Annotated in this window: 18 protein-coding genes and 1 other RNA gene; 9 read left to right on the plus strand and 10 right to left on the minus strand. The window is 63.1% G+C overall.

Annotation, left to right across the window (positions count from 1 at the left end; genetic code table 11):
- Positions 1 to 48: 48 nt before the first annotated feature.
- The 4 genes from ssrS to B7H23_RS06775 all read left to right on the plus strand — a co-directional run bounded on the left by ssrS (position 49) and on the right by B7H23_RS06775 (position 2,527).
- Positions 49 to 205, plus strand: a non-coding RNA gene (ssrS, locus tag B7H23_RS06760) — 6S RNA.
- A 44-nt stretch (positions 206 to 249) separates the two neighbouring features.
- Positions 250 to 840 carry a 5-formyltetrahydrofolate cyclo-ligase gene (locus tag B7H23_RS06765; RefSeq protein WP_173861898.1) on the plus strand — a complete coding sequence of 197 codons (591 nt, stop codon included), beginning with the start codon at positions 250 to 252 and terminating at the stop codon, positions 838 to 840.
- 8 nt (positions 841 to 848) lie between these two features.
- Complete coding sequence (locus B7H23_RS06770) at positions 849 to 1,670, plus strand: TIGR00282 family metallophosphoesterase (protein ID WP_094076536.1); 822 nt, start codon at positions 849 to 851, stop codon at positions 1,668 to 1,670.
- Between the two features lie 74 nt (positions 1,671 to 1,744).
- On the plus strand, positions 1,745 to 2,527 hold the full coding sequence (locus B7H23_RS06775; RefSeq protein WP_094076537.1) for a TerC family protein: 783 nt from the start codon (positions 1,745 to 1,747) through the stop codon (positions 2,525 to 2,527).
- A 164-nt stretch (positions 2,528 to 2,691) separates the two neighbouring features.
- On the opposite strand, the gene B7H23_RS06780 is transcribed toward B7H23_RS06775, so the two are convergent.
- Positions 2,692 to 3,576, minus strand: coding sequence for an MBL fold metallo-hydrolase (locus B7H23_RS06780; RefSeq protein ID WP_094076538.1), 885 nt, complete (start codon positions 3,574 to 3,576; stop codon positions 2,692 to 2,694).
- A gap of 85 nt (positions 3,577 to 3,661) precedes the next feature.
- Positions 3,662 to 4,174 (minus strand): GFA family protein, encoded by a 513-nt coding sequence (locus tag B7H23_RS06785; RefSeq protein ID WP_094076539.1) that lies wholly within the window; start codon positions 4,172 to 4,174, stop codon positions 3,662 to 3,664.
- 152 nt (positions 4,175 to 4,326) lie between these two features.
- Between B7H23_RS06785 and B7H23_RS06790 the strand changes: the two genes are divergently transcribed.
- Together B7H23_RS06790 and B7H23_RS06795 are read left to right on the plus strand one after the other, a co-directional pair.
- Complete coding sequence (locus B7H23_RS06790; RefSeq protein WP_094076540.1) at positions 4,327 to 5,073, plus strand: YebC/PmpR family DNA-binding transcriptional regulator; 747 nt, start codon at positions 4,327 to 4,329, stop codon at positions 5,071 to 5,073.
- Positions 5,074 to 5,124: 51 nt separating this feature from the next.
- A complete protein-coding gene (locus B7H23_RS06795; RefSeq protein WP_094076541.1) occupies positions 5,125 to 5,466 on the plus strand; it encodes an Rdx family protein in 342 nt (113 codons plus the stop codon).
- A gap of 43 nt (positions 5,467 to 5,509) precedes the next feature.
- On the opposite strand, the gene B7H23_RS06800 is transcribed toward B7H23_RS06795, so the two are convergent.
- Positions 5,510 to 5,938: a cupin domain-containing protein gene (locus B7H23_RS06800; RefSeq protein WP_094076542.1), complete on the minus strand. Its 429-nt coding sequence runs from the start codon at positions 5,936 to 5,938 to the stop codon at positions 5,510 to 5,512.
- Between the two features lie 252 nt (positions 5,939 to 6,190).
- On the opposite strand from B7H23_RS06800, the gene B7H23_RS06805 reads away from it, so the two are divergent.
- Positions 6,191 to 6,826 carry a hypothetical protein gene (locus tag B7H23_RS06805; protein WP_139945436.1) on the plus strand — a complete coding sequence of 212 codons (636 nt, stop codon included), beginning with the start codon at positions 6,191 to 6,193 and terminating at the stop codon, positions 6,824 to 6,826.
- 97 nt (positions 6,827 to 6,923) lie between these two features.
- On the opposite strand, the gene rpmE is transcribed toward B7H23_RS06805, so the two are convergent.
- Entirely contained in the window at positions 6,924 to 7,145 is a 222-nt protein-coding gene (gene rpmE, locus B7H23_RS06810) for a 50S ribosomal protein L31 (RefSeq protein WP_094076544.1), read from the minus strand.
- Positions 7,146 to 7,345: 200 nt separating this feature from the next.
- Between rpmE and B7H23_RS06815 the strand changes: the two genes are divergently transcribed.
- Complete coding sequence (locus B7H23_RS06815) at positions 7,346 to 9,148, plus strand: ABC transporter transmembrane domain-containing protein (RefSeq protein ID WP_094076545.1); 1,803 nt, start codon at positions 7,346 to 7,348, stop codon at positions 9,146 to 9,148.
- A gap of 15 nt (positions 9,149 to 9,163) precedes the next feature.
- On the opposite strand, the gene B7H23_RS06820 is transcribed toward B7H23_RS06815, so the two are convergent.
- The 6 genes from B7H23_RS06820 to B7H23_RS06845 form a co-directional block, all read right to left on the minus strand.
- On the minus strand, positions 9,164 to 10,189 hold the full coding sequence (locus B7H23_RS06820) for a peptidoglycan -binding protein (RefSeq protein WP_094076546.1): 1,026 nt from the start codon (positions 10,187 to 10,189) through the stop codon (positions 9,164 to 9,166).
- Positions 10,190 to 10,193: 4 nt separating this feature from the next.
- Positions 10,194 to 11,207: a MotA/TolQ/ExbB proton channel family protein gene (locus B7H23_RS06825; protein WP_094076547.1), complete on the minus strand. Its 1,014-nt coding sequence runs from the start codon at positions 11,205 to 11,207 to the stop codon at positions 10,194 to 10,196.
- Positions 11,208 to 11,315: 108 nt separating this feature from the next.
- The gene (locus B7H23_RS06830) at positions 11,316 to 12,107 is read right to left on the minus strand and encodes an inositol monophosphatase family protein (RefSeq protein WP_094076548.1); all 792 of its coding nucleotides are present in this window, start codon (positions 12,105 to 12,107) and stop codon (positions 11,316 to 11,318) included.
- 90 nt (positions 12,108 to 12,197) lie between these two features.
- A complete protein-coding gene (gene efp, locus B7H23_RS06835; protein WP_094076549.1) occupies positions 12,198 to 12,761 on the minus strand; it encodes an elongation factor P in 564 nt (187 codons plus the stop codon).
- A gap of 92 nt (positions 12,762 to 12,853) precedes the next feature.
- Complete coding sequence (locus B7H23_RS06840) at positions 12,854 to 13,891, minus strand: tetratricopeptide repeat protein (protein ID WP_094076550.1); 1,038 nt, start codon at positions 13,889 to 13,891, stop codon at positions 12,854 to 12,856.
- Positions 13,888 to 14,556, minus strand: coding sequence for a thiamine phosphate synthase (locus B7H23_RS06845; protein ID WP_094076933.1), 669 nt, complete (start codon positions 14,554 to 14,556; stop codon positions 13,888 to 13,890). Before B7H23_RS06845 ends, B7H23_RS06840 begins: the two co-directional genes overlap by 4 nt.
- A gap of 210 nt (positions 14,557 to 14,766) precedes the next feature.
- Here B7H23_RS06845 and B7H23_RS06850 point away from each other — a divergent pair, with 210 nt between their 5' ends.
- Positions 14,767 to 16,398 (plus strand): acyl-CoA synthetase, encoded by a 1,632-nt coding sequence (locus B7H23_RS06850; RefSeq protein WP_094076551.1) that lies wholly within the window; start codon positions 14,767 to 14,769, stop codon positions 16,396 to 16,398.
- Positions 16,399 to 16,521 lie beyond the last annotated feature (123 nt).

Raw genomic sequence — 16,521 nt, forward strand, 5'->3', positions numbered from 1 at the left:
CGGCGTCGGGCTTTCCGTGGTTGAGCGAACAGCCTATATAAGCCGGAGAGCGGACTGCGCTTCTCGGCAGGCCAACACATTTCCGGGGCCTTATTGATCTCTTAGGGAGCTGTCCCTGACCGGGCCCGTGGGCCCGGATATACGGCGCCCACCTACCTTGTAGGTTCCCGGGATCGATCGCGCCACCGGTCGCCGCGGTCTGCTCACTCCTTTGCACGACCGCCGATCGTGCGCGATCGGGCGTGGCGGATGGGCAGGCGTTTGAAGCATTCCGACAAATCGCAATTGCGCACCGAAGCCCTCCGAAGGCGCGACGCGCTTGATCCGGTCTTTCGGATCGAATGCGCCACTGCCATCGCCGCCCATGCCAGCCTAATCGGCGTGAATGATGGCGAAATCGTCGCTGGCTACATGCCGATCCGCTCGGAGATCGACCCACGGCCGCTGATGCATGCGCTCGTGACGCGCGGCGCGCGGCTTTGTCTGCCGGCGGTCATCGACAGGACGACTATCGTGTTCCGCGAGATGACGAAGGAGACGCCGCTCGTCGATACCGGTTTCGGCACGATTGGGCCGGGGCCAGACGCCGCGCCCATGCAGCCCGGCATCGTTCTTCTGCCGCTCGCCGGTTTCGACAAGGCGGGTCATCGCCTCGGCTACGGGGCCGGCCATTACGACAGGGCGATCGCGCGAATGCGTGAAGCGGGCCGCGGGCCGCAACTGATCGGCTTGGCTTTCTCGATGCAGGAATGCGACGCCATTCCCGCAGCTGGGCACGATGTCCCACTTGATGCGGTTATCACGGAAAACGGCTTGCGCCGTTTCGATCCGCCCGCTTAGAAGAGTTCATGCGTTTTCTCTTTCTTGGCGATATGGTGGGCCGCACAGGCCGGATGGCGGTTTTCGAACGGCTGCCGGGGCTGATCTCTGATTATGCCCTCGATTTCGTAGTGGTGAATGGCGAGAACGCGGCGGGCGGGTTCGGCGTCACCGAAGCCATTCTGCATGACACGCTGGCTGCCGGGGCCGATGTTATGACGACCGGCAATCACGTCTTCGACCAGCCTGAGGCGCTCAGCTTTGCGCCGCGCGAGGACCGGTTCCTGCGTCCCGCCAACTATCCGAAGGGCACGGCCGGACGGGGCAGCGGGCTCTATGAAGCGAAGAACGGCGCGCGGGTGCTTGTCGCCAATCTGATGGGCCGGGTCTTCATGCATCCGGAACTGGACGATCCGTTCCACGCCGCCGAATCCATTCTTTCAGATGCCCCGCTCGGCGAAGTCTGCGACGCCGCGATCTTCGATTTCCACGCCGAGGCGACGAGCGAGAAAGTCTGTTTCGGCCATTTTCTGGACGGCAAGGTTTCAGTTGTGGTCGGCACCCACACCCACTGCCCGACAGCCGATCACATGATCCTTCCCGGCGGCACGGCCTATCAGAGCGATGCCGGCATGTGCGGCGACTACGATTCCTCGCTCGGCATGGACAAGGAGGAGCCGCTCAACCGGTTCCTCTCCAAGGTGCCGAAAAGGCGGATGGAAGCGGCGACCGGCCCGGCGACGGTTTGTGGGTTATGCGTCGAAATTTCCGACCGGACGGGTCTTGCGGAAAAGGTCTCGCCGTTGCGGCTCGGACCGCTTCTCGGCGAGGCCCGCCCGGACTTCTGGTAAGAAATGTGCTTGAGCCGTCGGGCGGCTGGCTTAGATAGCGCATTTGTCGATTGCCCACGACCAATGGAATTGTCATGCAAGCCATCATCGAATCCTTCGCCTACATCGGAACGCCGGAAGGCATCGCCGCGCTGATCACGCTGGTCGTGCTGGAGATCGTGCTCGGTATCGACAATCTGATCTTCATTTCGATCCTGACCAACAAGCTGCCTGAGCACCAGCAGGACCGCGCGCGCAAGATCGGCATTTCGATGGCGCTGATCATGCGTCTGGCTCTTCTGGCGACGATCTCCTTCATCGTGCAGTTGACCGAGCCGCTCTTCACCCTGTTCGGGCACGGTTTTTCCTGGCGGGACATCATTCTGATTGCGGGCGGCCTCTTCCTGGTCTGGAAGGCCACGAAGGAGATCCACCACACGGTCGATCCCGAGGACCCGAAAGAGAATATGGGAAAGATCGGCACGCTGACGATGGGCACCGCGATCGCGCAGATCCTTATCCTCGATCTGGTTTTCTCCATCGATTCGATCATCACGGCCGTCGGCATGACCGATGTGCTGGCGATCATGTTCATCGCGGTCATCACCGCCGTGATCGTCATGCTGATCGCCGCCAATCCGCTCTCGCGTTTCATCGCGGCCAATCCGACCGTGGTGATGCTGGCGCTCGCTTTCCTGCTGATGATCGGCATGACGCTGATCGCCGACGGTTTCGGTTTCCATGTGCCGAAGGGTTACATCTACGCCGCCATGGCGTTCTCCGCGCTGGTCGAGGGCCTGAACATGCTGGCGCGGCGCAAGCGGCAGAGGGCCAAGGCTGCGGCAGAGGCCGAGGCGCCAAGCGCGCCGGCGCAGTGATCTGCTAGAGATCGATCAGCCCTGCCGGTCATTTCTCCGGCGGGCAGGGCCGATCTGACGGCGCCACGGTTCGACCTTTCAAGCAGCGCCGCCGTCAGAGGTGGAGCCGCTATCGCAACGAGACTGCTGCGAAGCGCATGTGCCAGGCATAGGCGCATGTGGTGTCAGACACCCTTGAGGATCACGATGGTCGGGGTCCTCGGCAGGCTCCGGATCGACACGTCGATCGTGTCCTCGGTCTCGAACCGCACGTCGAAATTGCCGCGCGTTCGGGACAGGAAATCCTCGATCGGCGAAAAGCGGCGGTGCATCGGCAGAACGAGCCGCGCCTGCAGACGTTCGACCAGTTCGGCCATGGCGGAGGTGGATAGGGTCAGGCCGCCATCGACGGGCACCATAACGATGTCGAGCCGTCCGATGGCGGCGTGATGGGCATCCGTAAGCGGATGGTGCAGATGTCCAAGATGGCCGATGCACAGATCGGCGATCTCGAAGATGAAGATGGAATTGCCTGCGACCTCCATGCCGCCGCCGCGGCGGATGTCGGTCGGCACATTGCGGATCAGCGCATCGCCAACCGCCAGCCAGTGCCGTGCCGGCGCGCCGTTTTCGTCCGACCAGCCGCGCAGAACATGGGCAATGCCCGGATCGGGCGCAGGCGTCCAGTGGGTGATGTGGGCATGGTTCATGGTGACGATGTCGGGCAGGGGCCGTGCGCCGAACGCACCGGAGAAATCGGTCGCGATCCGCAGCCCCTGCGGCGTCTCGATTACGAAAGTGGAGTGGCCGGCGTAACGGATGCGTATCTCTGGCGGCTCATAGGCGCTCCATTGTAGGGGGGTATCCATTGCGCCTGGCATCGCCCGCGCCAGTTGCACCGGAAGCGCCTGTCTCTGCAGGTCGCGGGCAACGAGCATGCAGCGGCTGGCCGCCTGCTTCTGCGCGGAGGGATCGATCGGTTCGAGAGGTGGAGCGGCGTATGCCGTGGCCGGCGCAAGAAGCAATCCGGCCAGCAAAGCGGCGGCAGACGATATGGCGACCTTCAGCATGGCGGGTCCTTCCATTCACCGATGGACGAGACCACCATACAGCCTTGAGTGGCGCAACGGTTGGACGCTCAACCTTTCCGAATTGTCATGTTTCGGGATCGACGCCAGCGGAGTAGGGCGACAGTCTGCGCGACCATCGCGCCTTCAGCTCTTCATAGTCGGGCGGCTGGCCCTGATAGACCAGATCGTCGGCGCGGAAGTCCAACCCGCCAATGGCGCTCGACACCCAGATATGGCCCACGGGGCGCAACCAGGACGTATCGTCCAGTGTCCCGGCCTTGATCGTGATGCGATCGTCCGGGCCGCCATCGAGACGGCCGTGAAACAGGCGGACGCCACAGGATGGGCAGAACCCGCCGGACTTCTCCGCGCCGCTATCGGCCTTCCAGCGAAGGATGGCCGGTTCGCTCTGGAGCGCCAGCGCCTGGCGGCGGATCAGGAGGGATGCGCCGGCGATCGACGAGGACTGGCGCTGACAGTTGGTGCAGTGGCACAGATAGAAGGTGAGGGGCGCTTCTTCTATCCGGTAGCGAACGGCGCCGCACTGGCAGCCGCCATGGAGGGGAAGGGGCGGAATCGTAATGGGTTCGTCTGTCATCTTCGTATCATTTCCACGGTTTCTTCGCCCGGGCAAATGAACTATAAGCGCGCCCGATCCAGATACTTTCGGGGACCGCCCACCGGCTGCCTGACGCGCCGAATGAATGTGGTGCTGAAACGTCGCCCCGAAGCAGACACGGGAGACCCGCCATGGCCGGCCATTCACAATTCAAGAACATCATGCACCGCAAGGGGCGGCAGGATGCCGTCCGTTCCAAGATGTTTTCCAAGCTGGCGCGCGAGATCACCGTGGCCGCGAAGATGGGCGCGCCCGACCCCGACATGAACCCACGCCTTCGCCTTGCCGTGAACAACGCCAAGTCGCAGTCCATGCCCAAGGACAATATCCAGCGGGCGATCAACAAGGCGTCCGGCGGCGACAGCGAAAACTATGAAGAGGTGCGCTATGAGGGCTATGGGCCGGGTGGCGTCGCCTTCATCGTCGAAGCGCTGACCGACAATCGCAACCGCACCGCCTCGAATGTGCGCACGGCTTTCACGAAAAGCGGCGGCGCGATGGGCGAAACCGGCTCCGTCGCCTTCATGTTCGAGCGTGTCGGCGAAATCGTCTACAAGGCGGAAGCAGGCGATGCCGAGGCGGTGATGGAAGCGGCCATCGAAGCCGGGGCCGAGGACGTACAGTCCGATGAGAACGGCCATACAATCTATTGCGCGTTCGAGGATATCGGCGACGTTTCCGGCGCGCTGGAAAGCGGCCTCGGCGAAGCAGAGAGCGTCAAGGCCATATGGAAGCCGCAAACCACGACGCCGGTCGATGAGGAAAAGGCCGAAAGTGTTCTGAAAATGATCGATAGGCTCGATGAAGATGACGACGTCCAGAACGTCTACGCCAATTTCGAAGTCGACGACGAGACGATGGCCAAGCTCTCGGCTTAGGCAGGGTGGTATCGTCCGGCCAGTATTTCACGAACGAAGCAGGGTAATGTCATGACCGCTACACCGGATGCGCCCGTCGGGCAGGATCGCGGCGCGTCCGTCGAAGCGCAGGCGGGCCACGGCCCGCGTATCGCGATCACCTATTGCACGCGCTGCAACTGGCTGCTCCGGGCCGGTTGGCTCGGCAGCGAACTGCTCTCCACCTTTGCGACCGAGATCGGAGAAGTGGCGCTGGTTCCCGATGCGACCGGTGGCGTGTTCACGGTCGACGTCGGCAATCGCCGTGTCTGGGACAGGGCGGCGGAAGAGCGGTTTCCAGAAGCCAAGGAACTGAAACAGCGCGTACGCGATCTGATCGATCCGGATCGCGATCTCGGCCATGCGGACCGTTAGTCAGGCCCGATCCCACTTTCCAGTCCCTCATCGAACAGCGCGTTCAACCGGGTTCCCAATCCGGCGCTGCCAGTTCGAAGCCGGAAAAGTCGAAGCCCGGCGCAACGGTGCAGCTGACCAGCACCCACCCATCGAGCGGACGGGCAGCCTGCCAGGCATTGGCAGGGACGAGCGCGTGAGGAACGTCGCCGTCCAATAGTTCAGGTCCGAGGCGGAGCGCAGACGTCGTATCGTCGCCTTCGGCCAGCACACGCAATTCGAGCGGACCACCGGCGTGCCAGAACCACAGTTCGGCCGCATCCACCCGGTGCCAATGGCTCTTCTGATCCGCTTCGAGAAGGAAGAGAATGGCGGTGCCGACCGCCCGCCCTTCCGCGCCAGCCGGGCCGCGCCATGTTTCCCGATACCAGCCACCCTCCGGATGGGGCTGTAACTGAAAGCGTTCAATGATGCGGTGGGCCTGTTCTGTCATCGTACTCGTTCGGTTGTCGGATCAATGATTTCGAAGGGTTAGTACCGGTTTGCCGTCCGTCCCATGCCATTCGGTAAAAAGCTGTCATAATTTCGGCTTGAACGTCCGGCAGTATCTTTGCCTCACCTCCCCGGACCCTGGTATCGAAGTCATAGTTCCATGCTTTTCCCTTCTCGGCTGACGATTTGCGCGGCTTTGCTGCTCGCGCCGCTTGCAACGCCCGCCTTTGCGACGGACAGGCTTGAAGAGAAAATGATCGATCGCCCTCCGGACAACTATATCGCGGTGCAGGAGGCGCGGGAGGACGAGCGCGAGCGTATGGAAGCCGCCGGTTTGAACGATGGACAAAAGCTGACGCTCTCATCCTTTGCGCCGAAGGCGGGCGCTATCAATTCCGGCGCCGAACGCCTGCGGGCTTCCATGGCCGAACCGGACGCCAAGCCGCAGAATGACATCGCGCTTCTGTCCAGCCTGGAAGGCGACTGGTCGGGATCGGGCGACACCTATCTGGACAAGCTGGGCAAGGAGCTTTCGGTATCCTGCGACTTCTCGATCGACCGGGAGCAGGCGGATGTCTCGCTCGACGGCGAATGCGGTGCCCTTTTCCTCAAGCGCGCCATTGGCATCCAGCTCAACCCGAAGAAGGATGGCAAGGTCGATGGGACCTATCTGGCTCTCAAGGAAGGGCCGACCCGTCTCGAGGGCCGTCTGACGGCGCCGGACACGATGTCACTGACGATGCACTGGCCGAAGGTGGTCATGGGTGATCGTGTCGCCAAGATGACGCTTATCCGCACCGGACCGGACAGCTTCCGTCAGATCGTCTCCGACAAGCAGAACGGCAAGGAGCGGGTGACGAGCGACATCACTTTCGAACGCAAGATCTGACCACGCCGAACTTTTACACCGTCAAACGAAGATAACCCCGGAGCGATGGACGCGCCGGGGTTTTTCTCGTTCGGGTCAGCCGTGAGGCAGACGGCGATCAGATGCCCAGATTGCCGAACTTGTTCTTGAAGCGCGAGACGCGGCCGCCACGGTCGACCAGGTTCTGCTGGCCGCCGGTCCATGCCGGATGGGTCCGCGGATCGATGTCGAGGTTCAGCGTGTCACCTTCGCTGCCCCAGGTCGAGCGGGTCTGATAGCTCGTACCGTCGGTCAGGTTGACGGTGATGGTGTGGTATTCGGGATGGATATCGGCCTTCATTGTCGCGCTCTTCAGTCCTACGTTTCGACAGGATCGAAGTCGCCTCGGCGATGCTCCGGAACGGCCCTGCCATAAATTGTTCCGCTAAAGGCGGGCTGGCGAAATGTCGCCCTTGGCCCGCGCGTTCGGCGTGCCTATACAGGAGCCGGGATTTTGGGGCAAGGCCGAAGCAGTCGCTCGCGGCTCGAAAGGAAAATATCATGGCGCAGGCAACTCCAACGGATGACAGGCGCCGTCGCAGTTTGGCGCCACTGAAGGCGTTGCTGCCATTCGTCAAGCGCTATCCCGGCAAGCTGGCGGGAGCACTGGTCTTTCTCTCCCTCGCCGCACTTACGACGCTCGCCATTCCCGTTGCGGTGCGCCGGATGATCGATCACGGTTTCGACGATGCCAATAGCGGCCTGATCGGCGCCTATTTCGGCATGCTCATCGTGATGGCCGCGCTCCTGGCTGTGGCGTCCGCGGGTCGCTACTATTTCGTCATCACGCTGGGTGAGAGGGTGGTCGCCGATCTGCGCGAATCCGTCTTTTCGCATGTGACCCGGCTTTCGCCGGGCTTCTTCGATCTCAACCAGAGCGGCGAGATCGTGTCGCGGCTGACCGCCGACACGACGCAGATCAAGAGCGCCGTCGGCGCCACGACGTCGGTGGCCCTTCGCAACAGTCTTCTCGTCATCGGCGCCATCACCATGATGGTCGTGACCAGCCCGAAGCTTTCGGCAATGGTGCTGGCCGTCATTCCGATCATCGTGCTGACGCTTGTCGGTTTCGGGCGGAGCGTGCGCAAGCGCAGCCGCCTCGCACAGGATACGCTCGCCGAAGCCAGCGCGTTCGCCGCCGAGCAGATCGGCGCGATCCGCACGCTGCAGGCCTATAATGGCGAGCCTGCCGTGCGACGCTATTTCGCCGGCGCCGTGGAAACGGCCTTCGAGGCGGCGCGCTCGTCGATCAAGGCGCGGTCCTTTCTGACGTTCGTAGCCATTTTCGTGATCTTTACCTCCATCGTCGCGGTGCTCTGGTTTGGCGCGCGCGATGTGATGGGCGGGCAAATGAGCCCCGGCACGCTCGGTCAGTTCCTTCTCTACTCCGTATTTGCGGCCGGCGCGCTCGGATCTCTCTCGGAAGTGTGGGGCGAATTGTCGCAGGCTGCCGGCGCTGCGGAGCGGCTGGTCGAACTGCTGGACGAGACACCTGGCATCGTGGCGCCGGAGAAGCCGGTCAAGCTGCCTGCCGACATCGAGGGCCGCATCGCCTTCGACGCGGTTTCCTTTTCCTATCCGGCGCGGCCCGACCTGCCGGCCCTCCATGAACTGTCCTTCGTGGCGGAGCCGGGCGAGACTGTCGCCATTGTCGGGCCGAGCGGTGCGGGCAAGAGCACGATCTTCGGCCTGCTTCTGCGTTATTACGACCCGCAAGCTGGCCGGGTGCGGCTGGATGGCGTGCCGATCGACAGCGTCGAGCCTTCCGATTTGCGGGCCGCGCTGGCGGTCGTACCGCAAGACCCCACGATCTTTGCCGCCTCGGTGGCGGACAATATCCGGTTCGGCCGTCCCGACGCCGACGCTTCGGCGATCGCCGCCGCCGCCGAAGCGGCCAATGCGATAGACTTCATCACCGCGATGCCGGAAGGGTTCGACACGCCTGTCGGCGAACGCGGCGTTACCCTTTCGGGTGGCCAGAAGCAGCGTATCGCCATTGCGCGGGCGATTCTGCGCGATGCGCCGGTCCTTCTGCTCGACGAAGCGACGAGCGCGCTCGATGCGGAAAGCGAGAGCGCCGTGCAGGCCGCGTTGGAAACGCTGATGGAGGGGCGCACGACCATCGTGATCGCCCACCGCCTCGCTACGATCCTGAAAGCCGACCGCATTCTCGTCATGGACGACGGCCGAGTGGTGGAGGAGGGCACCCATGGGACGCTCGCCTCGCGGGACGGGCTTTATTCCCGCCTTGCCGCCCTACAGTTCGACAATGGGCAAACACCGCAGCGTGCCGCCGGCGCGTAACGTATCTGCTCGCGGTCAGCGTGTGGTGAGCTTCAGCTCGATACGGCGATTGCGCCGCCGCGCCTCTTCGTCGTCGCCCTCGGCCAGGGGCTGATTGTCGGCAAAACCGGTCGCCGCCAGCCGGTCGGCAGGCACGCCCTGATCGACGAGATATTTGACGACGGCGATCGCGCGCTGGGCGGACAGTTCCCAATTGTCGCGGATGCGGCCTGTGCCGGAAAGCGGCACATTGTCGGTGTGTCCGTCGACGCGCAGGATCCAGTCCAGTTCGCCTGGAATCTCCTGGCGCAGTTCATTCACTGCCTGCGCCAGCTTGCCCATTTCGTCCTGACCGGCGGGGTTCAGTTCCTCCGAACCGGATGAGAACAGCACTTCGGACTGAAACACGAAGCGGTCGCCGACCACCGAAATGCCTTCGCGGTTCTCCAGGATTTCGCGCAGACGTCCGAAGAAGTCGGACCGGTAGCGGTTCAATTCCTGCACGCGACGGGCAAGAGCCACGTTGAGGCGCTGGCCGAGGTCGGCGATCCGTGTGCTGGACTCCCGCTCCTTGGCTTCGGACGCTTCGAGCGCGTCTTCCAGCGCCGCGATCTGCCGCCGAAGGGCGAAGATCTGCTGGTTGAGAATCTCGACCTGGCTCAGCGCACGCTCCGAAATGGCTTCCTGCTCATTCAGATCGGAGGACAGTTCGTCGATTTGGACGGCCGCCCGTTCGTCGTCGCCAGCCCCCTCGTTGAGAAGCGCCTGCAGGCGGCTCCGGTCCGACTGCGCGCTGGTAAGGCTGGCGCGCAACGCCGCCAGTTCCTGGGCGCTGTCGGCGCCGGAGGCGCGCTCTAATGCGAGCAGGCGGGTCAATTCGCTGATCTGGCTGTTGAGGCGCACCAGCACGTCGTCCTGCCCGCGGATCTGCTGGGTCAGGATGAATTGCGCGACGGCGTAGACGGACAGCAGAAAGGTGAAGACGAGCAGCAGCGTGGCCATGGCGTCGACGAAGCCGGGCCAGTAATCGACTGTGGACCGTGCGCGCCGCCGCAGAGCCATACGCTTAGCCGCCCTGCCGCTCGCGCTCTTCCAGCGCTGCGGTCAGCCGGTCGAGTGTCTGGCGCATTTTCTGCTGTTCCTGCGCCTGGGCGTTCATCCATTCGCGCAGCATCTGCTGTTCGCCGCGCATATTGCGAACGAGGCCGGATATGCCTTCGGCGAGCGAGCCCATCGCATTGGTCATGCGGGGGCTGGCGCCGCCCTCCTGCAGGCCCTTGAGGCTCTCGGCCATGGCCCGCATCTCGTCGGAACTGGTGCTTTCCGGCACGAGGTCGGAATCGAGCGCCGTCACCGATGAAAGCCAGTTCTCAAGTTCGGTGTAAAAGCGGGTCTGGGCGCGTCCGGCCTGCAATTCCATGAAGCCCAGAACGAGCGAACCGGCGAGGCCGAAGAGCGATGAGGAAAAGGCTGTTCCCATGCCAGACAGGGGTTCGGACAGACCCGTCTTGAGCGAATCCAGAATGTCCGGCCCGGCCGTGGCCGCTGGGTTGAGTGATTGGATCGTATCGCCGATGGAGCCGATGGTGCGCAGCAGGCCCCAGAAGGTGCCGAGCAGGCCGAGAAAGACGAGAAGGCCGACGAGATAACGGATCACATCGCGGCTCTCATCCAGCCGGGTCGCGATCGAATCGAGGATGGAGCGCATGGCCGCCGGGGTTAGCGCCGTCGCGGTGGAGCGCATTAGAAGCGAGCGCATCGGCGCCAGCAGGACCGGGTCGCGCCGGGCTTCCAGACCATCGCGGAAGGAGTTGACCCAACCGACCTCGCGGAAGAGCCGAATCACCTGACCGAAGGCGAGCAGGATGCCAACGATGAGGACGCCGAGAATAAGGCCGTTCAGCCCCGGATTGGTCATGAAGGCGGAGATGATCTGCCGCGACAGGATGGCGACCAGAAAGCCGAAGAGGATGAGGAAAATCACCATCGACAGAAGGAATACCCGCGGCGAGGAAAGCCGGGCCGGATCGTATGAGCGGGGCGGCCGTTCCGCCGTTAGATCGTCTTCTGTCACCGCCATCGCGGCTTCCTCCTTCCGCCCGTGAGGCGCTTGCCCTTCTGGCGGCGAATCTTACACGCTTATATGGGCTTGCATAGCGGAAACCCAACCGGCGCTTTTGCGTGTGTCCTAAAGCCCCTTGTTGACCGTCCGCTCCAGTTCGCCGATCAGCCGCTCATTGGCGGCGAGGATCGTGCCGGTGCCGAACATGTCGTCGCGGCCGTGAATGTCGGAGACGAAGCCGCCGGCTTCGCGCACCAGCATCATGCCCGCGGCGATATTCCACGGCTTGATGTTCTGTTGCACGACCGCATCGAAGCGCCCGGCGGCGACCCAGGCCAGATCGAGCGCGGCGGAACCGACGGAGCGGATGCCGCCGGAATTGGCCATCAGATTGCGCAATTGCCGGCTGGCGCCGGCATGATCGGGGCGGCCGAGATGGGGAATGGACAGCGATACCAGCCCGTCGGTCATGTGCCGGCGATTGGCCACGCGCAGGCGGCGATCGTTGAAGAAGGCGCCCTTGCCTCTCTCGGCCGTGTAGAGCTCGTCCATGATCGGATTGTAGACGACGGCGGCGACGATCTGACCTTCGCGCTCCAGCGCAATGGAGATGGCGAAAATCGGGATGGCGTGGAGGAAGTTGGTCGTGCCATCCACCGGATCGACGATCCAGCGGTGCGAGGCGTCCTTGCCCTCCACCTCGCCGCGCTCTTCCATCAGAAAACCGAAATCGGGCCGGGCATGGGACAGTTCGTCGTAAATCGTCTTCTCGGCTTCGAGATCGGCCTTGGTCACGAAGTCGCCCGGTCCCTTGACCGAAACCTGCAGGTTCTCGACCTCGCCAAAATCCCGCGCCAGACGGCGGCCGGCCTTGGCGGCGGCGCCGACCATCACATTCATCAGTGCTGAACGGGCCATGATGTCCTTTCGAACTCTTCTTTATCGGCAAAGGGGTAGCACAAGACCCCGGCCTTCGCCGTCAATCTTTAACGATGCCGCAGGAGCGGATCAGTTCGCCCGGCTGACATAGGTGATGTCGTTGGTGTCGACGATGATCTTCTCGCCGGCGCCGATGAAAGGCGGCACGAGGATGCGAATACCATTTTCCAAGACGGCGGGCTTATAGGACGAGGACTGGGTCTGACCCTTCACCACCGGATCGGCTTCGGCGATCTCGAGCGTCACCTGATCGGGCAGCGATATGCCGATCGGTTTTTCCTCATAGAGTTCGACCGTCACGGTCATGCCGTCCTTCAGAAAAGCGGCGCGGTCGCCGACGAAGTCCTGCGACAGTTCGAGCTGGTCGTAGGTCTCGCTGTTCATGAAGATCAGCATGTCGTCCTGAGCATAGAGATAGGTGAAGTCCTTCTGCTCAAGGCGCACCCGCTCGACCGTTTCGGACGCACGGAAGCGTTCGTTCAGCTTGGTGCCGTCGATGGCGTTCTTCAGTTCGACCTGGTTGAAGGCACCGCCCTTGCCAGGTTTGACATGGTTGGTCTTCACCGCGACCCAGAGCCCGCCATTGTGTTCGATCACATTGCCAGGGCGGATTTCATTGCCGTTGATTTTCATCGGGTAGCCATCGGTTGGAGATTGTGCGCTGTCGGGGCCGTCCAATGGCCCAAAACGGCCGCCGAAACAAGACCGGGACGCTTCCGATCGTTTCAGCGGCGATTGGCGCGTTGCAGCGCCTGCTGTTTCTGTTCTTCGGACAGCCCGTCCATCAGATCGTCCAGTTCCTGATCGCGCAACCCCGCCCGGCGGGCGGTAATGTACCAGCTGGCCGCCTCGACCGTATCGGGTTCGGCGCCATAGCCGTAGATATAAGCCTTTGCGAGCTGGCTCTGCGCTGCGACATTGCCGGTGGCGGCGGTCTGCCGCAGCAGGTCGAAACCACGGTCGAAATCGCGCTCGCCGCCCTTGCCTGAGAACAGCCATGTGGCGAGTTCCACCCGGGCGGCCGCCATGCCGCCATTGGCGGCCTTGACCAGCCATTTGCGGGCTTCACCCATGTCGCGGCTGACGCCGTCGATCTCGCCGGACAGCCAGTTGGCGTAGGCATATTGCGCGTCCGGCACGCCCTGGAGCGCTGCCGCCTCGTACCACTTCACAGCCTCGGTCAACGCCTTGGCGCCGCTATTGCTCAGAAGGCGTTGCGCGTAGTTGAACTGCGCGTTGGCATTGCCGCCTTCGGCAGCCTGCTTCAATAGCCTGTCGGCGAAGGACTCGTTCTTCTCGACATATTCGCCGTCCAGCAGCATCAGCGCATATTGAAACTGCGCGGCAGGAACGCCGGCCTCGGCGGCGCGGGCGTACCACCCGGCCGCTCTTTTCGGGTCCGCCGGCACGCCGAGCCCGCCAGCATAGATCTCGCCGAGCAATGTCTGTGCCGCCGGATTGCCGCTCCGGGCGAGCGGCGTCGCCAGACGAAGCGCTGTCAGGAACCGTCCGAGCTGAAAGGCGGTGAAAGCGACGTCCTCCGGCTTTTCGCCGAAGCGGCGTTCATCGATCTCGTTTGTCAGATCGCCCTTCTGCTGGCCCGTCGGAAGCTTCGCGCCATTCGGCTTGCCCTCGGTCGAAAACGGCCGCCCATTGGCATCGCCTGCCGCAACATCGGTCCGGTCGACGCGCCCTGCCGGCTCGGCCTGTGCGACGGGCAGGCCGGCGCAGAGCAGCAGCAGTGCGACGAGCGGGCGTTTCATCCATCCGCCTCCTCGGTGAAACGGGGCGCCTCGGCGTCCAGCATTTCGTTGATGGCGGCTACCCGTTCGGCCGGGCTTTCCGGGCCGGAAAAAACGGCCGACGACAGCGCCACGAAGTCGGAGCGAGTCTGCGCCACCGCCAGCGCGCTTTCGGGAACGGTGCCGCCCATCGTGACGCAGGGAATGGCGACCATCTGCGCCCACCATTCGGCCATGGCCAGATTGCGAGGGTGCGGTTCCGGCTTGTTGTCGTAGCCAATGCGCCCGAAAAAGAGGTAGTCGGGCTGGGCTTCGCCGAGTTCGAGCGCCTCATGGCGGGTTTTCGCCCCACCTGCGCCGAACATCAGCTTGCCGTCGAAGCGCTCCATGGTTTCGGCCATGGTTGCGCGGGCTTCTTCCAGATGGACGCCATCGGCGTTGCACCGGCCCGCAATGCGCGTGTCGTCCGCAATCATCACCGCGATGCCGCGTTCATGGGCCAAGGCCACCACCTCTTCGGCGAGGGCCTGGAAGGCCTGCTCCTGCCGCTCTCCCGCAGAAAGGATGAGTGAGGCAACGTCGCCGCCGGACAGGGCGGAACGGAGGGCGGTCATCAATTGCCGGTCGTCCGCCATGGGCGGGGTCATGAGGACAAGGCGGCAGCGGTCGGATGGCGTATCGGTCATGATCTCCTCGGGCCGATCGATTTTGGCCTCCTCTTGGACCGGGCTTCGTGGCCTTATCAAGGCGATTGTTCTTCCATGCCGAAGGAAAGGTGGCACGCCACAGGCGTTCCCATACCGGCGATTTCATTCGAAGGTCATACACTTATACGATTGCGGTTGCCGTGTGCCGGCCTATTGTCGTTGCGGCAGCGCCAGAGGAGGGAGCAGACCATGACCAGCATTTACGAAATCGGACTCGACAAATGCGCGGCCAACTATCAGCCGATGAGCCCGCTCTCATTCTTGAAGCGCGCCGCCGAAGTCTGGCCCGACCGGACAGCCATCATCCACGGATCGCTGCGCCGCGATTACCGGACATTCTACGCCCGATCCCGCAAGCTCGCCAGCGCTCTGCAACAGCGGGGGATCGGCGAGGGCGATACGGTCACGGTCATGCTGTCCAACACGCCGCCCATGCTGGAATGCCATATGGGCGTGCCGATGGCCAAGGCAGTGCTGCACAGCCTGAACACGCGGCTCGACGCCGCCATCATCGCCTTTCAGCTCGACCATGCCGAGACGAAGGCTGTGATCGTCGACCGCGAGTTTTCCGCCGTCATGAAGGACGCGCTCGCACAGGCCAGCGTCGAGCCGCTCGTCATCGATTACGACGATCCGGACTATGATGAGGACGCGCCCTATCCGAAGGGCGATACCATCGGCACGCTGGATTACGAGGCGCTGGTCGAGGAGGGCGATGCCGATTTCGAATGGTCGCTGCCGGACGATGAATGGAACGCTATCGCGCTGAACTATACGTCCGGCACGACAGGCAATCCGAAGGGCGTGGTCTACCATCATCGCGGCGCCAGCCTGATGGCCTATAACAATACGGTTCATGCGGCGGTGGGCAACGGTTCGGTCTATCTCTGGACCTTGCCGATGTTTCACTGCAATGGCTGGTGCTTCCCCTGGACGCTGGCGCTGACCGGTTCGACCCATGTGTGTCTGCGCTGGGTGCGGGCCAAACCGATCTACGACGCCATCGCCGATCATGGCGTGACCCATCTGTGCGGTGCGCCGGTGGTGATGAGCCTACTGATCGACGCGCCCGACGCCGAGCGGCGTGATTTTCCGCAGGATGTGACCTTCAACACGGCCGCCGCGCCGCCACCGGGAGCCGTTTTGGCCGCGATGGCGGATGCCGGCTTCAACGTCGTGCACCTCTATGGCCTGACGGAGGTTTACGGCCCGGCGGTCGTCAATGAATGGAAGGCCGAGTGGGACGATCTGGACCGCGACGCGCGGGCGGCCAAGAGGGCCCGTCAGGGCGTTCGGTATGCTGGTTTGGAAGACATGACGGTGATCGATCCCGACACGATGCAGCCGGTCGAGGCAGACGGCCAGTCGATGGGCGAAGTGATGTTCCGCGGCAATATCGTGATGAAGGGCTATCTGAAAAATCCCGAAGCCACCGCCGAGGCCTTTGCCGGCGGCTGGTTCCATTCGGGCGATCTGGGCGTACTCCACGAGGACGGCTATGTGGAACTGAAGGACCGGTCCAAGGACATCATCATTTCGGGTGGGGAAAACATTTCCTCCATCGAGGTGGAGGATGCGCTCTATACCCATCCGGCCGTTTCCACCTGTGCCGTGGTGGCGCGGCCCGACGAAAAATGGGGCGAGACGCCGATTGCCTATGTCGAACTGAAACCCGGCCACGAGGCCGACGAGGCGGCTCTGAAACGGCACTGCACGGAAAAGCTGGCGCGATTCAAGGTGCCGAAAGCATTCATCTTCGAGGAGATCCCGAAGACCTCGACGGGCAAAATCCAGAAGTTTCGGCTGCGCAGCCGGGATTGATGGCGAACATCGGCGGGGGCTGCGGATCTGGTTGCCCCAATCCTTTCCAAGGCCGGAATCGAAAAGGTTGATAAATCGACTCTCGTTAGGCCTTTGTTAACCTTTTGCCGGCATGTTGTTTTC

This window comes from Notoacmeibacter marinus (assembly GCF_002238045.1).
Lineage (GTDB): Bacteria > Pseudomonadota > Alphaproteobacteria > Rhizobiales > Rhizobiaceae > Notoacmeibacter > Notoacmeibacter marinus.

Bases quoted from the DNA above. Each gene is read 5' to 3' on its own strand.
- B7H23_RS06765 (WP_173861898.1), top strand. From the start codon at position 250: ATGGGCAGGCGTTTGAAGCATTCCGACAAATCGCAATTGCGCACCGAA.
- B7H23_RS06770 (WP_094076536.1), top strand. From the start codon at position 849: ATGCGTTTTCTCTTTCTTGGCGATATGGTGGGCCGCACAGGCCGGATG.
- B7H23_RS06775 (WP_094076537.1), top strand. From the start codon at position 1,745: ATGCAAGCCATCATCGAATCCTTCGCCTACATCGGAACGCCGGAAGGC.
- B7H23_RS06780 (WP_094076538.1), bottom strand. From the start codon at position 3,576: ATGCTGAAGGTCGCCATATCGTCTGCCGCCGCTTTGCTGGCCGGATTG.
- B7H23_RS06785 (WP_094076539.1), bottom strand. From the start codon at position 4,174: ATGACAGACGAACCCATTACGATTCCGCCCCTTCCCCTCCATGGCGGC.
- B7H23_RS06790 (WP_094076540.1), top strand. From the start codon at position 4,327: ATGGCCGGCCATTCACAATTCAAGAACATCATGCACCGCAAGGGGCGG.
- B7H23_RS06795 (WP_094076541.1), top strand. From the start codon at position 5,125: ATGACCGCTACACCGGATGCGCCCGTCGGGCAGGATCGCGGCGCGTCC.
- B7H23_RS06800 (WP_094076542.1), bottom strand. From the start codon at position 5,938: ATGACAGAACAGGCCCACCGCATCATTGAACGCTTTCAGTTACAGCCC.
- B7H23_RS06805 (WP_139945436.1), top strand. From the start codon at position 6,191: ATGATCGATCGCCCTCCGGACAACTATATCGCGGTGCAGGAGGCGCGG.
- rpmE (WP_094076544.1), bottom strand. From the start codon at position 7,145: ATGAAGGCCGATATCCATCCCGAATACCACACCATCACCGTCAACCTG.
- B7H23_RS06815 (WP_094076545.1), top strand. From the start codon at position 7,346: ATGGCGCAGGCAACTCCAACGGATGACAGGCGCCGTCGCAGTTTGGCG.
- B7H23_RS06820 (WP_094076546.1), bottom strand. From the start codon at position 10,189: ATGGCTCTGCGGCGGCGCGCACGGTCCACAGTCGATTACTGGCCCGGC.
- B7H23_RS06825 (WP_094076547.1), bottom strand. From the start codon at position 11,207: ATGGCGGTGACAGAAGACGATCTAACGGCGGAACGGCCGCCCCGCTCA.
- B7H23_RS06830 (WP_094076548.1), bottom strand. From the start codon at position 12,107: ATGGCCCGTTCAGCACTGATGAATGTGATGGTCGGCGCCGCCGCCAAG.
- efp (WP_094076549.1), bottom strand. From the start codon at position 12,761: ATGAAAATCAACGGCAATGAAATCCGCCCTGGCAATGTGATCGAACAC.
- B7H23_RS06840 (WP_094076550.1), bottom strand. From the start codon at position 13,891: ATGAAACGCCCGCTCGTCGCACTGCTGCTGCTCTGCGCCGGCCTGCCC.
- B7H23_RS06845 (WP_094076933.1), bottom strand. From the start codon at position 14,556: ATGACCGATACGCCATCCGACCGCTGCCGCCTTGTCCTCATGACCCCG.
- B7H23_RS06850 (WP_094076551.1), top strand. From the start codon at position 14,767: ATGACCAGCATTTACGAAATCGGACTCGACAAATGCGCGGCCAACTAT.